Consider the following 16,991-nt stretch of genomic DNA (forward strand, 5'->3'; position numbering starts at 1 on the left):
TAGAAGATAATGAAAGGCAGGATCTACCATGAAAATAGGGTCACATGTTGGAATGAGCGGCAAAGAAATGCTGCTTGGTTCCGCAAAGGAAGCTGTCTCTTATGGGGCAGATACATTTATGTTTTACACAGGGGCACCACAGAACACACGACGCAAGGATATCAGTGAATTAAATATCGCTCCCGCATGGGACTATATGAAAGAGCACGGCATCGATGAGATCATCGTACATGCCCCTTATATTATTAACCTTGGAAATGCCGTCAAGCCGGAAACCTTTGAATTGGCTGTCGAATTTCTCGATAAGGAGATCACACGGACGATTGCATGCAGAAGCCATGTACTGATTCTCCATCCTGGCGCCCACGTGGGAGAGGGAACCGATATCGGCACAGCACAGATCATCAAAGGATTGAATGAGGTACTCACCAAAGATACAGACTGTGTGATTGCGCTCGAAACCATGGCAGGAAAAGGCTCAGAGGTAGGACGTACCTTTGAGGAGCTTGCGCGCATCTATGATGGCGTCACTTATAACGAGAAGCTCCGTGTATGCTTTGACACGTGCCACACCAGTGACAGCGGATATGATATTATCCACCAATTTGACGATGTCATCGCTCAATTCGACCGAATTCTCGGTAAAGACCAGATTGCTGTATTTCATATCAATGACAGCAAAAATGTACCCGGTGCTTCCAAAGACCGTCATGCCAATATCGGTTTTGGAGAAATTGGCTTTGATGCACTGAATGCCATTGTCCATCATAAAGATTTTGAAAATGTACCGAAAATATTGGAGACGCCATATGTGCCATCCCCAACAAAGGAGAAAAAATCATATGCTCCTTATAAATATGAAATAGAAATGCTGCGCAAAGGAGTATTTGACTCAAATCTGCTTACCAGGATTATTGAGGATAATGAAAAGAGCATGGACTGATACTTGACATCTGTCCGCCCTCATTGTATGATTGTATTACATAGTTAGTACAATCGAAGAATAGAAAAAGAGGTGACTTAGATGCCGTGGGATTTAGATAATGACCGTCCCATTTACCTGCAACTCATGGAACGTATCCAGCAGGATATTATTGCAGGTGTATATAAACCGGGAGACAAACTCCCATCCGTGCGGGATCTGGCATTAGATGCCGCCGTAAATCCCAATACTATGCAAAAGGCTCTTTCTGAACTGGAGCGAAGCGGCCTGGTATATTCTCAGCGCACAAGCGGCCGTTTTATCACGGAGGATGAGAAAATGCTCAAAAATATGAAACTGGAATTAGCATCCGAACATATCCACCAGTTCCTTGAGAAAATGGAACTGCTTGGATTCGAAGAAGAAGAGACTTTAGAATTGATTCAGAAAGCATTAAAGGGGGATAACTAGATGAAATCACTTCTGGAATGTCAGGGATTGACGAAAAAATACAATAACTTTTATGCCCTTTCTAATTTAGACCTAACATTAGAAAAAGGGCAGATTGTCGGTCTGCTCGGCCCCAACGGCAGCGGCAAGACAACCCTGATCAAATTGATCAATGGACTTTTAGTCCCTACCGACGGACGTGTAATGGTCGAAAGTATGGCACCTGGAGTTGAGACCAAGAAGATTATCTCCTATCTCCCGGAACGCAGCAGTGTGAGTGAGCATATGCGCGTGAAGGATATCATTGCCTACTTCGCCGATTTTTATGATAATTTCAACGTGGAACGGGCGAATGCCATGTTCAAAGATCTGGAGATCGATACTCATGCCCGTATGCGTACTCTTTCCAAGGGAACAAAGGAAAAGGTCCAGTTGATTCTGGTCATGAGCCGGGATGCCGAGCTCTATATCTTAGATGAGCCGATCGGTGGTGTTGACCCGGCCGCACGGGATTATATTTTGCATACCATCCTGACCAATTATAACGAGAATGCTACTATCCTGATCTCTACACATTTAATCACAGATATTGAAAATGTGCTGGATAGAGTCCTATTTCTCCAGAACGGCCATCTCACTTTGAATGAGACAGTTGATGATATCCGTACAAAATGGGGGAAATCCGTCGATGCATTATTCAGGGAGGTATTCAAATGTTAGGAAAATTAATTAAATATGACTTAAAATATGGAGTACGCATATTTATCGTCCTACATTTTGTGTTATTATGTGCCTGCACGCTCGGACGGTTCTTTGTTATGGAGAGGATCGATTTTAGTGCACCGGTCAATACAATCATTTCCGCTTTGATTGTATTCATGTCCGTTCTTATCCTCTTATTTACTGCCGTTTGTTTCGGTATCACAGCACTGATTGCTGTCCGGTTCTACAAAAATCTTTTTACTGATGAGGGGTATCTCACCTGGACGATTCCAGCCACACCCACTCAGCATCTGACTGCAAAGATCATATCCGGTGTGATTTGGGAATGCGGTAATCTGCTGCTCTGCTATCTGGGTCTGTGGATTCTGTTCAGCGGCAGCAATGTGACCACCGCTTATGCAGTCATTGCTGAGAAGGTAGCGCAGTCCCTGGGCGGTTTGGCGATTAGTCAATTTGGCCTGACCTGTCTATTTTATGGGCTCCTGGGCACAATCGGCAGTGTCATTATCATCTATCTGTGCATCTGCATCGGTCAGCTTTTCCCAGGGCACCGGGTAATGTGTTCCATTGTAGTGTACTTTATTTTGACCGCTGTCACACAGCTCCTTACATTTGCATTTATGTTTGCATTTAATATTGCTCCTGGAACTACAAACTATGCTCTCATGACAGAAGGAGATGCAACACAATATTTGCTTACCGCTTTCCGTATTTCAGCTATAATGGCTGTATTACAGGCAATTGCAGGTTATATAGGTGTTCATTACATCATGCACAAAAAAGTAAATTTAAGCTAAGCAAAAAGGCTCACAGATTCAATCCATTTGCAGATTGATCTATGGGCCTTTCTTTTTTCATCGAACCTAAAATACTGCTTGAACCAGGAACATGTATAAAACAGTACCAGCTCCAATACTAAGTAAATTATTCCTCTTCCAAACATGGAGAATCACAACCGCCAGCACAGCGATTAATTCAGGAATTCCATGAGGAGCCGCCGCTACTGGCGTATCCTTGAGACAATATACAACCAGCATTCCAATCACTGCTGGTGTCAGCACCTTACCCAAATATTCGATCGTCTTAGGGATAGGCTTCCCTTTGGGGAATATCAAGAAAGGGACTGCTCTTGTAGCAAATGTTGTCACCGCCACAGCAAGTATGATCAGCAGGGATGTTGTTGCACTTACTGGCATACTTCCACCTCCCGCTCTTTCTCTAATCGTTTTCTCGTTGCAAATAGAACAAGAATACTCAAAATCATAGTCGGGAATACAAAGCTCCCGCTGCCGAAAATCTGCAAACAGAGTACGGCACATACAACACCGATCACGGCCGGTACCCGGTTCTTCGCATCCATCCACTGTTCTACAAAAATCACGACGAAGAGTGCTGTCATCGCAAATTCAATTCCCTCTGCATTAAATGGAAGCACACTTTTTAAGATACCGCCGATGGCAGATCCGATAATCCAATAACTTTGATCCATCAAGGCGATTGCAAACAGAAACTTATCCTCCTCCACACCCTCTGGCACTTTCGTAGTGCAAAGAAGTGAATACGTCTCATCTGTCAATCCGAAAATCATGTACCATCGTTTCTTCCCCATCTTATTGAACTTATCCAATAGAGAAAGTCCATAAAATACATGACGTATATTCACCATCAGAGTCATAAAAATCACCTGTGCAAAGGAAATCCCAGGCACAAAAAAATTCACCGCCAAATACTGTCCTGACCCTGCATAAACGAGCAGGCTCATCAGAACTGCCCACCATGCAGAATACCCTTTCTCTGCATACATCACTCCAAACGCGATCCCTATGAATAAGTATCCCGTCAAAACCGGAATTGTATAAGGAAACGCCTTTTTAAACGCTATTTTATAACCTGTCATCTTCCCATTCCCTCTTATGTAACTCACATATCTCTAGTTTTTCTTATTCTTTACAGTGTCCCGAGTATCATGAATAGCAGAACTTTATGATAAACTACTCTGTAAAATAAGGCATAAAAAATACACGTCTGGGCGGAGTCGAACCGCCGCACATGCCTCCGGAGGGCATTGCTCTATCCACTGAGCTACAGACGCATAATCTGGTGCAATCCTGCTGTACAAGTCATATCCCTCAACAGAACGCCTTATAATCCTAGCACAATTTTCTGCAAAAGTAAAGAGCAAAACCAGAAAAAGTAAGAAGCAAAACAGGAGAGGGGTGCTGTTCGTTCGTAAACGCTGCCCTCTCCTGTTAGCTCTCATATCAGAAGTACTATCTGCCTATCCCACAATAGTCGATGTGCTCTTCACACCAGGTTTCCCCCAGTCTATTCACAAAGGCCTCCTGTTTCTTATATGCCTCCGCTTTTCTCATCACCAGCCGTTTCCCCTTACGGTGGTAGAAATATGCGTGGTCACTGAGGACTTCCTCTGGCTCTACCTGAGTTTCATTAATTTCCGCAACCATCTCATCCATTTCTTCCGGGTCTAACGCCCTGGAATCAGGAACAATAATTACTTCATGAACACTGCTGGGAAGAATATAGAAGTCTTCCCTAAGCATATCGCCTATCATTTCCAACACATGTGGATACATCATACAGGCCGCCCCATAATTTCTGGGTGGATTCGTCAGTACATACATGACATCTCTTTTGTCCTTTTTGACTTCCTTTAAGAGATTTTCAACTTCATCGTCTTCTGCTACCTCCAGCATTTGTTCGATTGCATACTGCATCGTAAAAAACTCCGCAGGCAGAAGTTCCTTAACATTCTGTACCGCTGCCAGGAACAAATCCTCTTTGGAAACACCCCACTTTTCCATGTTTTCCTCACAGATTTGGATCGTAGCCGTCCCTCTTTGATCCATATCCAAAAGTACATAAAAAACAATCGCCAGATCCAAGACCTCTATATAAGGTAATTTTCTAAGCAGTACCTTGTTTTTTGAACGATGAATCAGTTTAAATACGATTCTTTCCCGGATGGAAGCATAATCCTCGAATTTCCTGCTGTCCCAGATTTTTTCCGGGCTCATGGACTCATAAAAGGCTATGATTTCATGAATCAGCCTTTCCATGGGTTCCCCTCTCTGGTAACGGACATAAAAGCCCTCCAGATAGATCGTAGGGGCAGTTTGATATCCCTTCTTTTCAATCAAAACACCTTTCTTTTCCCTGCCATTGTTCTTAACAGCAGTATATACACTTGCTCTGATCCCCTCCTTTAACTTCTTGTTCAATTCTCCTTCAACAGCGTACAAAAAATCCTGATATCCCATAAATCTCCTCTCTATTAATCCTCTACCGATTTTATCATTGTACGCCCATCCTAAAATTGAGAAAACTGGCATGAAAACTGCCGAGATAAATTGATTTGAAACATATTATGTAAGATGATTATATACGATTGCCCCATAAAACACAACTACTTTCTTTGCGAAAATGGGGCTGTTTTGTTGCAAAATAAAAGCGGGAAAACATAACTTGTACGCTTTCCCGCATATCTTCATAAAACCTTATACACGTGACAGATATTCACCTGTTCTTGTGTCAATCTTTAAAACATCTCCCTGCTCTACAAACAACGGAACCATAACAACTGCACCAGTCTCTACTGTAGCTGGTTTTGTAGCTCCCTGAGCTGTATCTCCCTTAAATCCAGGCTCTGTCTCTGTAATTGCCAGCTCTACGAACAGAGGCGGCTCAACTGAGAATACATTGCCATTGTGGGAACAGATCTTAACGACCTCGTTCTCTTTAACGAACTTTAATGCATCTCCAACTACTTCTGAGTTCAATGCGATCTGATCATATGTCTCTACATCCATAAAGTTGAATAAGTCTCCATCCTGATACAGATACTGCATATCTTTTCTGTCGATACGTGCCTGCTCAAATTTCTCTGTAGGTCTGAAAGTCTTTTCTACGGCACCACCACTGATTATATTTTTTAATTTTGTTCTTACAAATGCTGCACCTTTTCCTGGTTTTACATGCTGGAATTCCATAATCTGATAAATATTTCCGTCAATTTCAACGGTTAAACCATTTTTAAAATCTCCTGCTGAAATCATTGTAATCCTCCTTCAATCGCGCATTATATGCACATACCTAATTTACACTGTTTATAATTTTATAATAGATTCTTCTATTTTTCAACCTTTTTTTACTTAGATAGCTGTTTCTTTTGCTTCTTTTTATAAAAATACAGCACAATCCGCTCTAAATAGCGCTTCAGGACAATCTGTATCTCCTCTTTTGGGTGGATCGGCCTCACCAGAATGTTGTGTATCCCCGTCCTTTTAGCTCCCCAAACATCTGTAAAAAGCTGGTCTCCGACAAAAAGCGTATTGCTTAAGTCAGTGCCCATGATTTCCATCGCTTTCTTATAATTCTTTGTGGAAGGCTTATGGGCATTATAAATATAATGAGTCCCTATCTCTTCATTGAACATCTTCACACGCGCTTCCTGATTATTAGAGATCAAACAGGATGAAAACCCGATATCTTTCAGCCGTACAAACAGCTTCTTCGCCCTCTCATCTGCCGGCGCTCCATGAGGTACGAGCGTATTATCTATATCAAAGATAACTCCCCGATACCCTTCCTCGTATAATTTTTCAAATGGGATGACATATGTAGACATCTTATAGTCATCCGGGAAAAATTTATCAAACATTATTCTGCATCCATCTCCATTAATTTAGAAATTAATTCCTCACAGACCTGCAATACCGTCTTATTATCTGTCTGGATCACAATATCTGCCGCTGCTTCATATTTCTCACGGCGCTTTTCCATCAGCTCCGCAATATATTCTACATTATTATTTCCATTCAATACCGGCCTGTCATCGCTGTCCTTCACACGTTCATACACGGTCTGCGGACTTGCTGTCAGAAGCACGACCCGTCCATTCTTCTTCATCTCCGCAATATTTTCCTCACGCATGGCAGCTCCGCCTCCGCAGGAGATAATCGTATTCTTCCTGGACTGCAATTCAATCAGAAGCTTCGTCTCCAGCTCTCTGAAATATTCTTCTCCATATGTCGCGAAAATATCCGGAATACTCATCTCTTCTCTATCCGAAATCTCCTGATCCATCTCCACAATATTCATCGCAAACATTGTACTTAAATAATCAGAGACCGTTGACTTGCCTGCTCCCATAAAACCGATCAATACAATATTATATGAGAACAGCTTTCTGGCCTGGATACGCTTACTGTTCCGCACGATCCTTTTGAATACATCATGAATTTCTTCCTGATACTTATTGCCTTCCAGCTTCTCTTTTAGCCTTCGTTCCTGCTTTGCCTCCTGAGCCGGCTGTAGGATCGGCATACCATATTCCTCCTTGTATGCCATGATCTTCTCTATGATCGCATTGCGTTCTACAAGTGCATCTATAATCTTGTCATCGCAAAGTGCCAGCTGCTCGCGGTACATCTCTAAATCATTCATCTTTCACTGTCCACCTTTTATCCCTTATTCCTGGTTAAATACACCATATTATATCAATTTTCCACAGTGATAGCAAGGGAAATCACAAACTCCATAAATCACAGTAAAATATAAATCCGTCCCCTGATCACAGTTCTATTATCCGTGGATCGCAACTACTGTAGTGACTGAATTATTTACCACTTTCTATTGCTGCCTTTACATCTCCCTTAAAAAGTTCCCAGGCCTTTTCATCTTCCACGAAGTATTTGGGACAGATCTTACCTGTAACATCGTAGTGCCGAATCACATCATCCTGCGTCAGGCCGAACTTTTTGCAAAGCCATGCTGTCAACTGTACCAGAGACTTATAAGTCTCATCTGTAAACTTTCCTGTCTCATCTGGATGGCAGCACTCAATAGACACCGTGTCGTGATTCCTGCTGTTCGATGCATAGGCAAGCTCCCATGTAGGTACACACTGAATAATTTCACCTTCCATACCAATTACAAAATGGCTGCTGACAGAAGTCTCATGACTGTCCTTTAGGCCTTCAAAATAATCCCTGTTGTTCTGTGCTGTGCTCCCTGGATTCGCCGTATAGTGCACTACTATGCCTGTAATTGGATCAGATTCGATTCCGGGCCTGGAATATTCATTCACATCCAAAAGCTGGACATCAATATCCGGTTCTGATGCGTCTACCTTTAGCCCTGTATTCGCCCGATTCTTGTTCCTGCCAGCCGCACAGGAATAGATTCCCAGAACGACCGTCAAAATGACTAATGCCAAAATCCCCCCATAAATACACATTGATTTTTTATCCATCTTCAGATTCCTGAGATAGTATCTATATCTGCGCCTGCGTCTTTTCTTCATCTGTACACCCTCATTGCATAATCTTTTACTATTTTAGCACAGAAAATGAAGGTAAAGTTGAATAATTCATGATTATTTTATTAACTTTGTCGTAAAAAGTAGTTCAAAAGTCAAAAAAGCTGCTGCAAAATGTTATATTTTATCCTGAAATATTCCCAACATTCTAAATGAGAATATTTTGAGAGTAAAATGCATTTTGCAGCAGTTTTCTTAAAATGGACCTAAATGAATTCCCACACCAATACTAACAAATATAATACATGCGATCATTATAATTAAGAATAACGGCCCAAAAAATCGAATCCACTTTTTATAAGGTATGCCTGCGACCATCAGAATCGCAATTAAAGAACCATTTGTCGGATAAATGAAATTGGAGAAGCCATCCCCGAACTGACTGGCCAGACATGCTACCTGACGGGTTACATGTCCCATGTCTGCCAGTGGTACAATAATAGGGATTGTAATCGCTGCCTGTCCACTTCCTGATGGAATTAAAAAGTTGATAATTGTTTGCATGATCAAAAGTAAATTTGCCGTGAGTAAGGACGACTTACCGACAACAAGCTTAGACAGGAAGGAAATAATCGTATCTACCACCATTGCCTCTTCCAGAATATAAAGTATGGCACGCGCAAACAGCATGACCATGGCCGCATAAAATAAATCCTTCATCCCCTCTCCCATCATATCGCATATATCGTTCAGCCTGCTTCCATATGCGAGTCCTGTCGCAAAGGTCATAGCCACAAAGCAGGCAGCCATCTGTGGAAAGTCAAACCCCATCCTGACAGTACCATAAAGCAAAAATATAAAAACTGCTAAAAAGGCAATTCCTGCCCGAATCAGCGCTGGTGTAAAAGTGACCGCTTCCTCCTGGATCGCTGTATATTTGCACTCTGAATCTTTTAAGATCCGCCTTGACGGATCCTTTTTGATTCTGGCTGCATAACGCATCAGATAAAAGTAGCACAGCATTAGGATTACGATAAAACAGATTGCTCTATACCATAGTGCCGAATAAATTGGAAGCTCCGCTAACTTCTGGGCAATTGCAGTAAAAAGTGGATTTGTCATGGCGGCTCCAAATCCGGCACAGGCCGCAAGCATAACAATTCCAGCACCCACAACAACATCATATCCCAGAGCCAGGACAAGAGGGACTACCATTGGAATAATGACTACACTAAGTTCCCACATACTCGTAAATGCCACCTGTGTACCAATTGCAAGCATGAGTATCAGTGCAATAATATAGAAACTGGTATTTTTTAGTTTATGTGCAAGAGACTTTATTGCCGTTTCAAGCAATCCGATCCGCTTTACTACTCCAAACGCGCCCCCTGCAAAAAACAACATTGCCATAAGGCTGGCGGCATTATTGAATCCTTGGTAAAAGGATAAAAAGAAGTCTGTTATACCTACATATTTTTTACTGACATACCGGAAACTCTGCGGATCCACAACCATTCTTCCATCGACAGTTAATCGATCGTATGTACCACTTGGGATAATATTAGAAACCAGAGTTGCTATCACTAAAATTACAAGCAGTGCCAGAAAAGGGTTCACTTGTGATTGCTTCTTTGTTTTCGCTGTATAAAACCTTTTTACCATTCTAATTCAGCCCCCTCTGCTTATGGCTTCTTATTTTTCATAATCTGCCCCATTAAATTTAACATTGTCATGGCTGCAACTCGCGGGGTTATACCTGCTGGATCATATTGTGGTGCAACTTCCACCAAATCAAATCCAACAATTTCTCCCATCCTGCAGATCCCAGCAAGCATCTCGGCAACCTCATCATAGTATAGTCCCCCTGGTGAAGGAGATCCTACTCCTGGTGCAATGGATATATCATACCCGTCGATATCCAGAGAAATAAAATATTTCTTTGCCTTAGGTACTTTTTTCAATACTTCATCCACCCCAATTTTATGAACTTCTTTTGCTGATACAAGAATACTGCCATATTTCATTGCATCCTCAAAATCCGTCCTTTTACTGGAACCCAGCCCTCTTAATCCAATCTGAATCATTGGACCAATATAATTCATCTCAGAAAGCCTTCTCATAGGGCTTCCATTTCCATAATATTGCGGACCAACATGGTCTGTCCAATCAAGATGGGCGTCAAATTGTACGATACAGATTTCACTATTCAAACATGAAAGAGCACGTCCGATAGGAATGGTAATAGAGTGATCTCCTCCCATGATAGCTGGGACAGCTCCTTTCTCCAGGATTTTTCTTACCGATTCTTCGATACTTTTGAAAGAATATTCTATATCACCATGTAATACATCTGCATCACCACAATCTACGATTTTTATAGGTGCTGCAAGCAGTTGTTCCTGATTTTCTGGATCATAGAATCCCATGTCCCCTCTGGCATAGTGTGTAGATACCTCCCGAATCCTTCTCGGCCCAAGTCTTGCCCCGGAAAGAAACCCTACGCCAAGATCATAAGGTACTCCCAACACCGCAATATCCGCATCAAGTTCTTCTAAATCTGTACATATTGGATATTTGGCAAATGAACAGATTCCTGTAATCGGTTGATTTAATTTTTTCATTTCTTCTCCTCCTTTTTTCTTTTAGTATACAATTTCATTTATTTTTGGTATATAATAAAGAAAACGCAACAAAGTAGAAATAATTTAAAAAAGAAAGGAAAAGAAACAGTAAACATAATATTATAAGGGAGAGAAAATGGACAGAACAGATTTTCAAATTTTAAAGATTCTTCAAGAAAATGCAAGGACAACTATAAAACAGATCAGTACTGAAGTAAATCTTTCTGCACCGTCGGTCACAGAACGAATCCGACGTTTAGAAGATTCTGGTATCATCATAGGATACCATGCTAAAATCAACCCCAGCAAGCTTTCTAGGAATATCATTGCATTTATTGCTGTAGATGTCGCTCCTGAGCGGCATGCTACATTTACCAGCTTTTGTAACGGCTGCCCCCATATTCTGGAACATCATCGGGTAATAGGGCTTTATAATGCAATGCTCTTGGCCGCACTGCATGATTCTGCTGAATTAGAAGCCTTAATTGACAGTTTGAAACGATATGGCACTACAAATACCTCTGTCATTCTCTCGACTATCTTTGAAGACAAGCCTATTGAAGATACAGACTTCCAATAGAGCCACTTCCTTTTTATAAAGAAAAAACTCCTCCTTACTGACAAGATTATCTTTCAAATCTTATCAGCAGGAGGAAGAGCTCTCTAAACATGAAATATGTTTTCTTGATTATTCATCTACACTGTAGTTCGGTGCTTCTTTTGTGATATGAATATCGTGCGGATGACTTTCCTTTAAGGAAGCCGCAGAAATCTTCACAAACTGTCCGTTCTGTTTCAAATCTTCAATCGTAGGTGTTCCGCAGTATCCCATACCAGAACGCAGACCGCCCATGAGCTGGAATACCGTATCCTCAACGGTTCCCTTATAAGCTACACGTCCTTCTACACCTTCTGGAACCAGTTTTTTAGCATCAGCCTGGAAGTATCTGTCCTTGCTTCCATTTTCCATAGCAGCGATAGATCCCATACCGCGGTAAACTTTATACTTTCTGCCCTGATATAATTCAAATGTTCCAGGACTTTCATCACATCCTGCGAAGATACTTCCCATCATACATACATTCGCACCAGCCGCAATTGCCTTCGTCATATCGCCTGAATACTTGATCCCGCCATCTGCAATAATCGGAATTCCATATTCTTTTGCCACCTCATAGCAGTTCATGACTGCCGTAATCTGAGGTACACCGATACCTGCAACGACACGAGTCGTACAGATAGATCCCGGTCCGATACCAACCTTCACAGCATCTACTCCAGCTTCGATCAGGGCCTTAGCAGCTTCTCCTGTCGCTACATTTCCTGCAATGACCTGAAGATCTGGGTATTTTTCCTTTACCATACGAACAGTACGAAGTACATTGGCTGAATGTCCATGAGCAGAATCCATAACAACAACATCAACCTTTGCTTCCACAAGTGCTGCCACACGCTCCAGACAGTTTGCTGTAATACCGATTGCAGCTCCACAGAGCAGGCGGCCCTGTGAATCCTTTGCAGACAAAGGATACTTGATCTGCTTCTCAATATCCTTGATTGTAATCAGACCCTTTAAGTTGCCCTCATCATCTACAATTGGAAGCTTTTCTTTTCTTGCCTTTGCAAGGATCTTCTTTGCTTCCTCCAGCGTAATGCCTTCCTTAGCTGTAATCAGCCCCTCAGAAGTCATAGATTCTTTTATCTTCTTAGAGAAATCTTCTTCGAACTTCAAATCACGGTTTGTAATAATTCCTACCAGTTTTCTTCCCTCTGTAATCGGCACACCTGAAATACGGAACTTTGCCATCAGATTATTAGCATCCTCCAAAGTATGCTCCGGTGAAAGATAAAAAGGATCAGTGATTACCCCATTCTCAGACCTCTTTACCTTATCGACCTCTTCTGCCTGCTGCTCAATAGACATATTTTTATGAATAATACCAATTCCACCCTGACGAGCCATAGCGATAGCCATACGGTGCTCAGTAACCGTATCCATCCCTGCACTCATCATCGGGATATTCAGTCGAATTTTTTTCGTCAAATTCGTTGAAAGATCAACCTGGTTTGGAATCACCTCTGAATATGCGGGAACCAAAAGCACATCATCAAATGTAATACCCTCTCCAATAATTTTACCCATGATTTTACATCCTCCATTCTTCCTCAGTTAGTAATTAAATATTTTAACTGATATAGTACAAAACTTCTCCGAACTTGTCAAGGCATTCCTGATCCATAACTCAAAAATTAGTACTGATTTATTTTAAACTCCATTGTTAAGTCGTACTTATAAGAACATCGGGCTATCAAAAAATCTGCTTTGCTTTTATTACACATACAGCCAGTAAATATCCGTCTTTTCCTGCTTAGCATGCCTCAGACAGAAATCTATTCCCCTCTGTTGAAGCCAAGATAGGGAGAAGGGGGACCAGCTCTCGCTTTGCCAGAAAGATCTTTTCAGAATCCTTAAAGCGGATGATTAGAAGCTCTAATAGAAAAAGGTGTGCACAGGAGGGATGAAATTTGATCCACAAGATCAAATTTCAGGACATACTAAGCCGGGAAAATATCGATTTTCCCGGCTTATCTGTCCGTGCCCTTCTGAGCACACCTTTTTCTATTAGAACTTCTGTCTTACATCATGCCCATTCCGCCTGCGCCGCCTGCTGGCATTGCCGGTGTATCTTCTTTGATAGTAGATACTACGGATTCTGTTGTCAGTAATGTAGAAGCAACACTTGTTGCGTTCTGTAAAGCACTTCTTGTTACTTTTGCCGGATCCAGGATTCCTTCCTGTACCATATCTACATACTCTTCCTTGTATGCATCAAATCCAACGCCTGGCTCGGATTCTCTTACTTTATTGATGATGACTGCTCCCTCAAGACCAGCATTTGTTGCAATGTGGTACAACGGTGCTTCCAGAGCTTTTAATACAACCTTTGCTCCTGTCTTCTCATCTCCATCCAGTTCTTCTGCAAGTGCAGCTACTTCTTTTGCAGCATGGATATATGCAGATCCGCCTCCTGCGATGATTCCTTCTTCAACAGCAGCTCTTGTAGCGTTCAGAGCATCTTCCATACGAAGTTTTGCTTCCTTCATCTCTGTCTCTGTTGCAGCACCTACACGGATTACTGCTACGCCGCCTGCCAGTTTAGCAAGTCTTTCCTGCAATTTCTCTTTATCAAATTCGGATGTTGTCTCTTCGATTCCTTTTTTGATCTGAGCAACTCTGTCTTCGATTGCTTTTTTATCTCCACAGCCGTCTACGATGACTGTATTTTCCTTCTGAACCTTAACGGATTTTGCACGGCCGAGCTGATCTAATGTAGCTTCTTTTAAGTCCATTCCCAATTCTTCGGAAATCACCTGTCCGCCTGTCAGGATTGCGATATCCTGCAGCATCTCTTTTCTTCTGTCACCATATCCAGGTGCTTTTACTGCTACTACATTGAATGTTCCACGCAGCTTGTTCACGATCAGTGTTGTCAGTGCTTCACCTTCGATATCTTCAGCGATGATCAGAAGTCTTGCTCCAGACTGAACGATCTGCTCTAACAGTGGAAGAATCTCCTGGATATTAGAAATCTTCTTATCTGTGATCAGGATATATGGCTCATCCAGATTTGCTTCCATCTTCTCCATATCTGTTGCCATGTATGCGGAAATATATCCACGGTCGAACTGCATACCTTCTACCAGATCAAGCTCTGTCAGCATTGTCTTGGATTCTTCAATTGTGATAACTCCATCGTTGGAAACCTTCTCCATTGCATCTGCTACCATCTGTCCTACAGAATCATCTCCTGAGGATACAGCTGCTACTCTAGCGATCTGCTCTTTATCTTTCACCTTGCTGCTCATCTTAGCGATTGATTCAACAGCAACATCTGTAGCTTTCTTCATACCTTTACGAAGAACGATCGGGTTAGCACCTGCTTCCAGGTTCTTCATTCCTTCGTGTACCATAGCCTGAGCAAGAACAGTAGCTGTTGTTGTTCCATCACCTGCGACATCATTCGTCTTGGAAGCTACTTCTTTGATCAGCTGTGCTCCCATATTCTCGAATCCGTCTTCCAGCTCGATCTCTTTTGCGATAGTCACACCATCATTAGTGATGAGCGGTGCACCAAATGATTTGTCAAGTACTACGTTTCTTCCTTTTGGTCCTAATGTCACTCTTACTGTATCAGCCAGCTTGTTAACACCTTTTTCCAATGCTGCTCTGGCTTCTGATCCGTATTTGATTTCCTTTGCCATGTCTGTCACTCCTCTTTCTATTCTTATCTTAATCTTTGATTGACTGGATTCATTACTCTTCTACAATTGCCAGGATATCACTCTGCTTAACGATGATGAATTCTTCCTTATCAAGCTCTACATCTGTTCCTGCATATTTGGAGTAGATTACTTTGTCTCCAACTTTAACCTGCATTGTCACTTCTTTTCCATCTATATTTCCACCAGGTCCAACTGCGATCACTTCTGCTTCCTGTGGCTTTTCTTTCGCCTGTCCCGGAAGTACGATACCTGATTTTGTTGTCTCTTCTGCTTCTAATTGTTTTAATACAATCTTGTCACCCAATGGTACTAATTTCATAGTAATTCCTCCTTATTATTCGTTTTATTAGCACTCATTTCTTTCGAGTGCTAACCTCATGAATATAAAATAGCACTCTGTTTCCAATTTGTCAACAGAGTTTCTAATTTTTTATATTTAGTTTATAAACTGTTATTTTCTCTTTACGGGGCGTTTCACACCGGAAACATTATAGAAGCCATTTTTAATCTTGAACACGATCATATTCCCATGTTCGCACTGGTAACGCTCCTTCACGACCCCTGTACAATAAAGAAGTTCTTTTTTGGTCGAGATATAACACTGATACTTTGCATCCAGAGAAATCACGGTCAGGTCATCCTCCTTCAACAGCAAGTATATGTAATCTTCTTCCAAATCATACTTAAAAACCTGGCAATGATGTGATGTATCATCAAAAATACCATCTGCCGAAATCACACTCTCCATCTGTAAATCTACCGGGTTCCCTTCATACATGTTTCATTCCTCCTTCATTTTAAGAAAGGGCATCAGATGCCTGACGCCCTCTTAGAAATCTCATTATCGTGAAAATCATCTCTTATATACGTTCTTTTTTAATCTTCTCTAACTCCGTAAATACATAGTCATTCAGGACCTTGATATAAGTTCCCTTCATTCCAGAAGAACGTGATTCAATGACTCCTGCACTCTCGAACTTTCTCAGTGCATTTACGATCACGGATCTTGTAATTCCTACGCGGTCTGCGATCTTACTTGCAACGAGGATTCCCTCTGTCCCATCCAGCTCTTCAAAAATATGGATGATTGCTTCCAATTCAGAGAAGGACAATGTACTGATCGCTGACTGTACAATGTGCTCTTTCCTTGTCTCCTCTGCGCTTTCCTCATTCACAGAGCGGAGCATCTCAAGCCCGACTACTGCTGTTCCATACTCACTTAAGATAATATCATCAATCTCATATACAGAATCCTGTTTGTAAATAAACAGTGTTCCAAGACGCTCTCCTGCGATATCGATCGGTGTAATGATCGCCTGATAGCCTTTGACTGCATCTGGTGAAAAACCTAAGGTCTCCAGATTGACATTCTCTTTTGTTGACAAGATGCTTAAAAGACGTTCATTGAGCATTTCATCAATGTGTGAACCAACAGATTCGGTAATCAGCTCTTTGATTCCGTCCACCTGGCCGCACTTGCTGACTCCAAGGATCTTCCCCTTCTTACTGACTACAAGGACATTGGAGTTCAGAATCTCCGTAAGGACAGCGCAAATATCATTAAAGACTACCTTACTGGAATTGTTGTTATGCAGTAACTTGTTAATCTTTCTTGTTTTATCCAATAACTGTACGCTCATTGATTTCCTCCAATTCTAATTGTATATACAAATCTTTTCAATTTACTCGATACTGATATGTTATCATACAACTT

19 protein-coding genes and 1 tRNA gene are annotated in these 16,991 nt (G+C 41.7%); 5 read left to right on the plus strand and 15 right to left on the minus strand.

Going from position 1 to position 16,991, the window contains the following annotated elements:
* Positions 1 to 28: 28 nt before the first annotated feature.
* The 4 genes from HGO97_RS16480 to HGO97_RS16495 all read left to right on the plus strand — a co-directional run bounded on the left by HGO97_RS16480 (position 29) and on the right by HGO97_RS16495 (position 2,892).
* Entirely contained in the window at positions 29 to 943 is a 915-nt protein-coding gene (locus tag HGO97_RS16480; protein WP_216243800.1) for a deoxyribonuclease IV, read from the plus strand.
* 81 nt (positions 944 to 1,024) lie between these two features.
* On the plus strand, positions 1,025 to 1,393 hold the full coding sequence (locus tag HGO97_RS16485) for a GntR family transcriptional regulator (protein WP_216243802.1): 369 nt from the start codon (positions 1,025 to 1,027) through the stop codon (positions 1,391 to 1,393).
* Complete coding sequence (locus HGO97_RS16490; protein WP_216243804.1) at positions 1,394 to 2,092, plus strand: ABC transporter ATP-binding protein; 699 nt, start codon at positions 1,394 to 1,396, stop codon at positions 2,090 to 2,092.
* Positions 2,086 to 2,892: a hypothetical protein gene (locus HGO97_RS16495; RefSeq protein WP_216243806.1), complete on the plus strand. Its 807-nt coding sequence runs from the start codon at positions 2,086 to 2,088 to the stop codon at positions 2,890 to 2,892. The genes HGO97_RS16490 and HGO97_RS16495 overlap by 7 nt, the downstream gene beginning before the upstream one ends.
* A gap of 66 nt (positions 2,893 to 2,958) precedes the next feature.
* Here HGO97_RS16495 and HGO97_RS16500 read toward each other — a convergent pair whose 3' ends face one another.
* The 10 genes from HGO97_RS16500 to speB all read right to left on the minus strand — a co-directional run bounded on the left by HGO97_RS16500 (position 2,959) and on the right by speB (position 10,993).
* On the minus strand, positions 2,959 to 3,291 hold the full coding sequence (locus tag HGO97_RS16500) for a branched-chain amino acid transporter permease (RefSeq protein ID WP_216243808.1): 333 nt from the start codon (positions 3,289 to 3,291) through the stop codon (positions 2,959 to 2,961).
* The gene (locus HGO97_RS16505) at positions 3,282 to 3,992 is read right to left on the minus strand and encodes an AzlC family ABC transporter permease (RefSeq protein ID WP_216244036.1); all 711 of its coding nucleotides are present in this window, start codon (positions 3,990 to 3,992) and stop codon (positions 3,282 to 3,284) included. Before HGO97_RS16505 ends, HGO97_RS16500 begins: the two co-directional genes overlap by 10 nt.
* Positions 3,993 to 4,115: 123 nt before the next feature.
* A tRNA-Arg gene (locus HGO97_RS16510) sits at positions 4,116 to 4,187 on the minus strand.
* A 178-nt stretch (positions 4,188 to 4,365) separates the two neighbouring features.
* Complete coding sequence (locus HGO97_RS16515) at positions 4,366 to 5,373, minus strand: DUF5688 family protein (protein WP_246597511.1); 1,008 nt, start codon at positions 5,371 to 5,373, stop codon at positions 4,366 to 4,368.
* Between the two features lie 237 nt (positions 5,374 to 5,610).
* Positions 5,611 to 6,168, minus strand: a complete 558-nt coding sequence (gene efp, locus HGO97_RS16520) for an elongation factor P (RefSeq protein WP_216243810.1) — start codon at positions 6,166 to 6,168, stop codon at positions 5,611 to 5,613.
* 92 nt (positions 6,169 to 6,260) lie between these two features.
* Complete coding sequence (locus HGO97_RS16525) at positions 6,261 to 6,773, minus strand: YqeG family HAD IIIA-type phosphatase (RefSeq protein WP_216243812.1); 513 nt, start codon at positions 6,771 to 6,773, stop codon at positions 6,261 to 6,263.
* Entirely contained in the window at positions 6,773 to 7,558 is a 786-nt protein-coding gene (locus tag HGO97_RS16530) for a shikimate kinase (protein ID WP_216243814.1), read from the minus strand. The genes HGO97_RS16525 and HGO97_RS16530 overlap by 1 nt, the downstream gene beginning before the upstream one ends.
* A 172-nt stretch (positions 7,559 to 7,730) precedes the next feature.
* Positions 7,731 to 8,417, minus strand: coding sequence for a peptidoglycan recognition protein family protein (locus HGO97_RS16535; protein WP_216243816.1), 687 nt, complete (start codon positions 8,415 to 8,417; stop codon positions 7,731 to 7,733).
* Between the two features lie 210 nt (positions 8,418 to 8,627).
* On the minus strand, positions 8,628 to 10,034 hold the full coding sequence (locus HGO97_RS16540) for a YfcC family protein (protein ID WP_216243825.1): 1,407 nt from the start codon (positions 10,032 to 10,034) through the stop codon (positions 8,628 to 8,630).
* Positions 10,035 to 10,054: 20 nt separating this feature from the next.
* Positions 10,055 to 10,993 carry an agmatinase gene (gene speB / locus HGO97_RS16545; protein ID WP_216243826.1) on the minus strand — a complete coding sequence of 313 codons (939 nt, stop codon included), beginning with the start codon at positions 10,991 to 10,993 and terminating at the stop codon, positions 10,055 to 10,057.
* A gap of 136 nt (positions 10,994 to 11,129) precedes the next feature.
* On the opposite strand from speB, the gene HGO97_RS16550 reads away from it, so the two are divergent.
* Positions 11,130 to 11,573: an Lrp/AsnC family transcriptional regulator gene (locus HGO97_RS16550; RefSeq protein WP_216243828.1), complete on the plus strand. Its 444-nt coding sequence runs from the start codon at positions 11,130 to 11,132 to the stop codon at positions 11,571 to 11,573.
* A 108-nt stretch (positions 11,574 to 11,681) separates the two neighbouring features.
* Here the strand turns inward: HGO97_RS16550 and guaB are convergent, their stop codons facing one another.
* The 5 genes from guaB to codY form a co-directional block, all read right to left on the minus strand.
* Positions 11,682 to 13,136 carry an IMP dehydrogenase gene (guaB, locus tag HGO97_RS16555; RefSeq protein ID WP_216243830.1) on the minus strand — a complete coding sequence of 485 codons (1,455 nt, stop codon included), beginning with the start codon at positions 13,134 to 13,136 and terminating at the stop codon, positions 11,682 to 11,684.
* A gap of 494 nt (positions 13,137 to 13,630) precedes the next feature.
* Positions 13,631 to 15,256: a chaperonin GroEL gene (gene groL / locus HGO97_RS16560; RefSeq protein ID WP_216243838.1), complete on the minus strand. Its 1,626-nt coding sequence runs from the start codon at positions 15,254 to 15,256 to the stop codon at positions 13,631 to 13,633.
* Between the two features lie 52 nt (positions 15,257 to 15,308).
* Positions 15,309 to 15,596, minus strand: coding sequence for a co-chaperone GroES (locus HGO97_RS16565; protein ID WP_216243840.1), 288 nt, complete (start codon positions 15,594 to 15,596; stop codon positions 15,309 to 15,311).
* A gap of 132 nt (positions 15,597 to 15,728) precedes the next feature.
* Positions 15,729 to 16,055, minus strand: coding sequence for a hypothetical protein (locus tag HGO97_RS16570; RefSeq protein ID WP_216243843.1), 327 nt, complete (start codon positions 16,053 to 16,055; stop codon positions 15,729 to 15,731).
* Positions 16,056 to 16,137: 82 nt separating this feature from the next.
* A complete protein-coding gene (gene codY, locus HGO97_RS16575; protein WP_216243845.1) occupies positions 16,138 to 16,917 on the minus strand; it encodes a GTP-sensing pleiotropic transcriptional regulator CodY in 780 nt (259 codons plus the stop codon).
* Between the last annotated feature and the right edge of the window lie 74 nt (positions 16,918 to 16,991).

Source organism: Faecalicatena faecalis (assembly GCF_012524165.2).
Lineage (GTDB): Bacteria > Bacillota > Clostridia > Lachnospirales > Lachnospiraceae > Faecalicatena_A > Faecalicatena_A faecalis.

Coding starts and splice junctions, on each gene's coding strand:
- HGO97_RS16480 (WP_216243800.1), top strand. CDS start 29: ATGAAAATAGGGTCACATGTTGGAATGAGCGGCAAAGAAATGCTGCTT.
- HGO97_RS16485 (WP_216243802.1), top strand. CDS start 1,025: ATGCCGTGGGATTTAGATAATGACCGTCCCATTTACCTGCAACTCATG.
- HGO97_RS16490 (WP_216243804.1), top strand. CDS start 1,394: ATGAAATCACTTCTGGAATGTCAGGGATTGACGAAAAAATACAATAAC.
- HGO97_RS16495 (WP_216243806.1), top strand. CDS start 2,086: ATGTTAGGAAAATTAATTAAATATGACTTAAAATATGGAGTACGCATA.
- HGO97_RS16500 (WP_216243808.1), bottom strand. CDS start 3,291: ATGCCAGTAAGTGCAACAACATCCCTGCTGATCATACTTGCTGTGGCG.
- HGO97_RS16505 (WP_216244036.1), bottom strand. CDS start 3,992: ATGACAGGTTATAAAATAGCGTTTAAAAAGGCGTTTCCTTATACAATT.
- HGO97_RS16515 (WP_246597511.1), bottom strand. CDS start 5,373: ATGGGATATCAGGATTTTTTGTACGCTGTTGAAGGAGAATTGAACAAG.
- efp (WP_216243810.1), bottom strand. CDS start 6,168: ATGATTTCAGCAGGAGATTTTAAAAATGGTTTAACCGTTGAAATTGAC.
- HGO97_RS16525 (WP_216243812.1), bottom strand. CDS start 6,773: ATGTTTGATAAATTTTTCCCGGATGACTATAAGATGTCTACATATGTC.
- HGO97_RS16530 (WP_216243814.1), bottom strand. CDS start 7,558: ATGAATGATTTAGAGATGTACCGCGAGCAGCTGGCACTTTGCGATGAC.
- HGO97_RS16535 (WP_216243816.1), bottom strand. CDS start 8,417: ATGAAGAAAAGACGCAGGCGCAGATATAGATACTATCTCAGGAATCTG.
- HGO97_RS16540 (WP_216243825.1), bottom strand. CDS start 10,034: ATGGTAAAAAGGTTTTATACAGCGAAAACAAAGAAGCAATCACAAGTG.
- speB (WP_216243826.1), bottom strand. CDS start 10,993: ATGAAAAAATTAAATCAACCGATTACAGGAATCTGTTCATTTGCCAAA.
- HGO97_RS16550 (WP_216243828.1), top strand. CDS start 11,130: ATGGACAGAACAGATTTTCAAATTTTAAAGATTCTTCAAGAAAATGCA.
- guaB (WP_216243830.1), bottom strand. CDS start 13,136: ATGGGTAAAATTATTGGAGAGGGTATTACATTTGATGATGTGCTTTTG.
- groL (WP_216243838.1), bottom strand. CDS start 15,256: ATGGCAAAGGAAATCAAATACGGATCAGAAGCCAGAGCAGCATTGGAA.
- HGO97_RS16565 (WP_216243840.1), bottom strand. CDS start 15,596: ATGAAATTAGTACCATTGGGTGACAAGATTGTATTAAAACAATTAGAA.
- HGO97_RS16570 (WP_216243843.1), bottom strand. CDS start 16,055: ATGTATGAAGGGAACCCGGTAGATTTACAGATGGAGAGTGTGATTTCG.
- codY (WP_216243845.1), bottom strand. CDS start 16,917: ATGAGCGTACAGTTATTGGATAAAACAAGAAAGATTAACAAGTTACTG.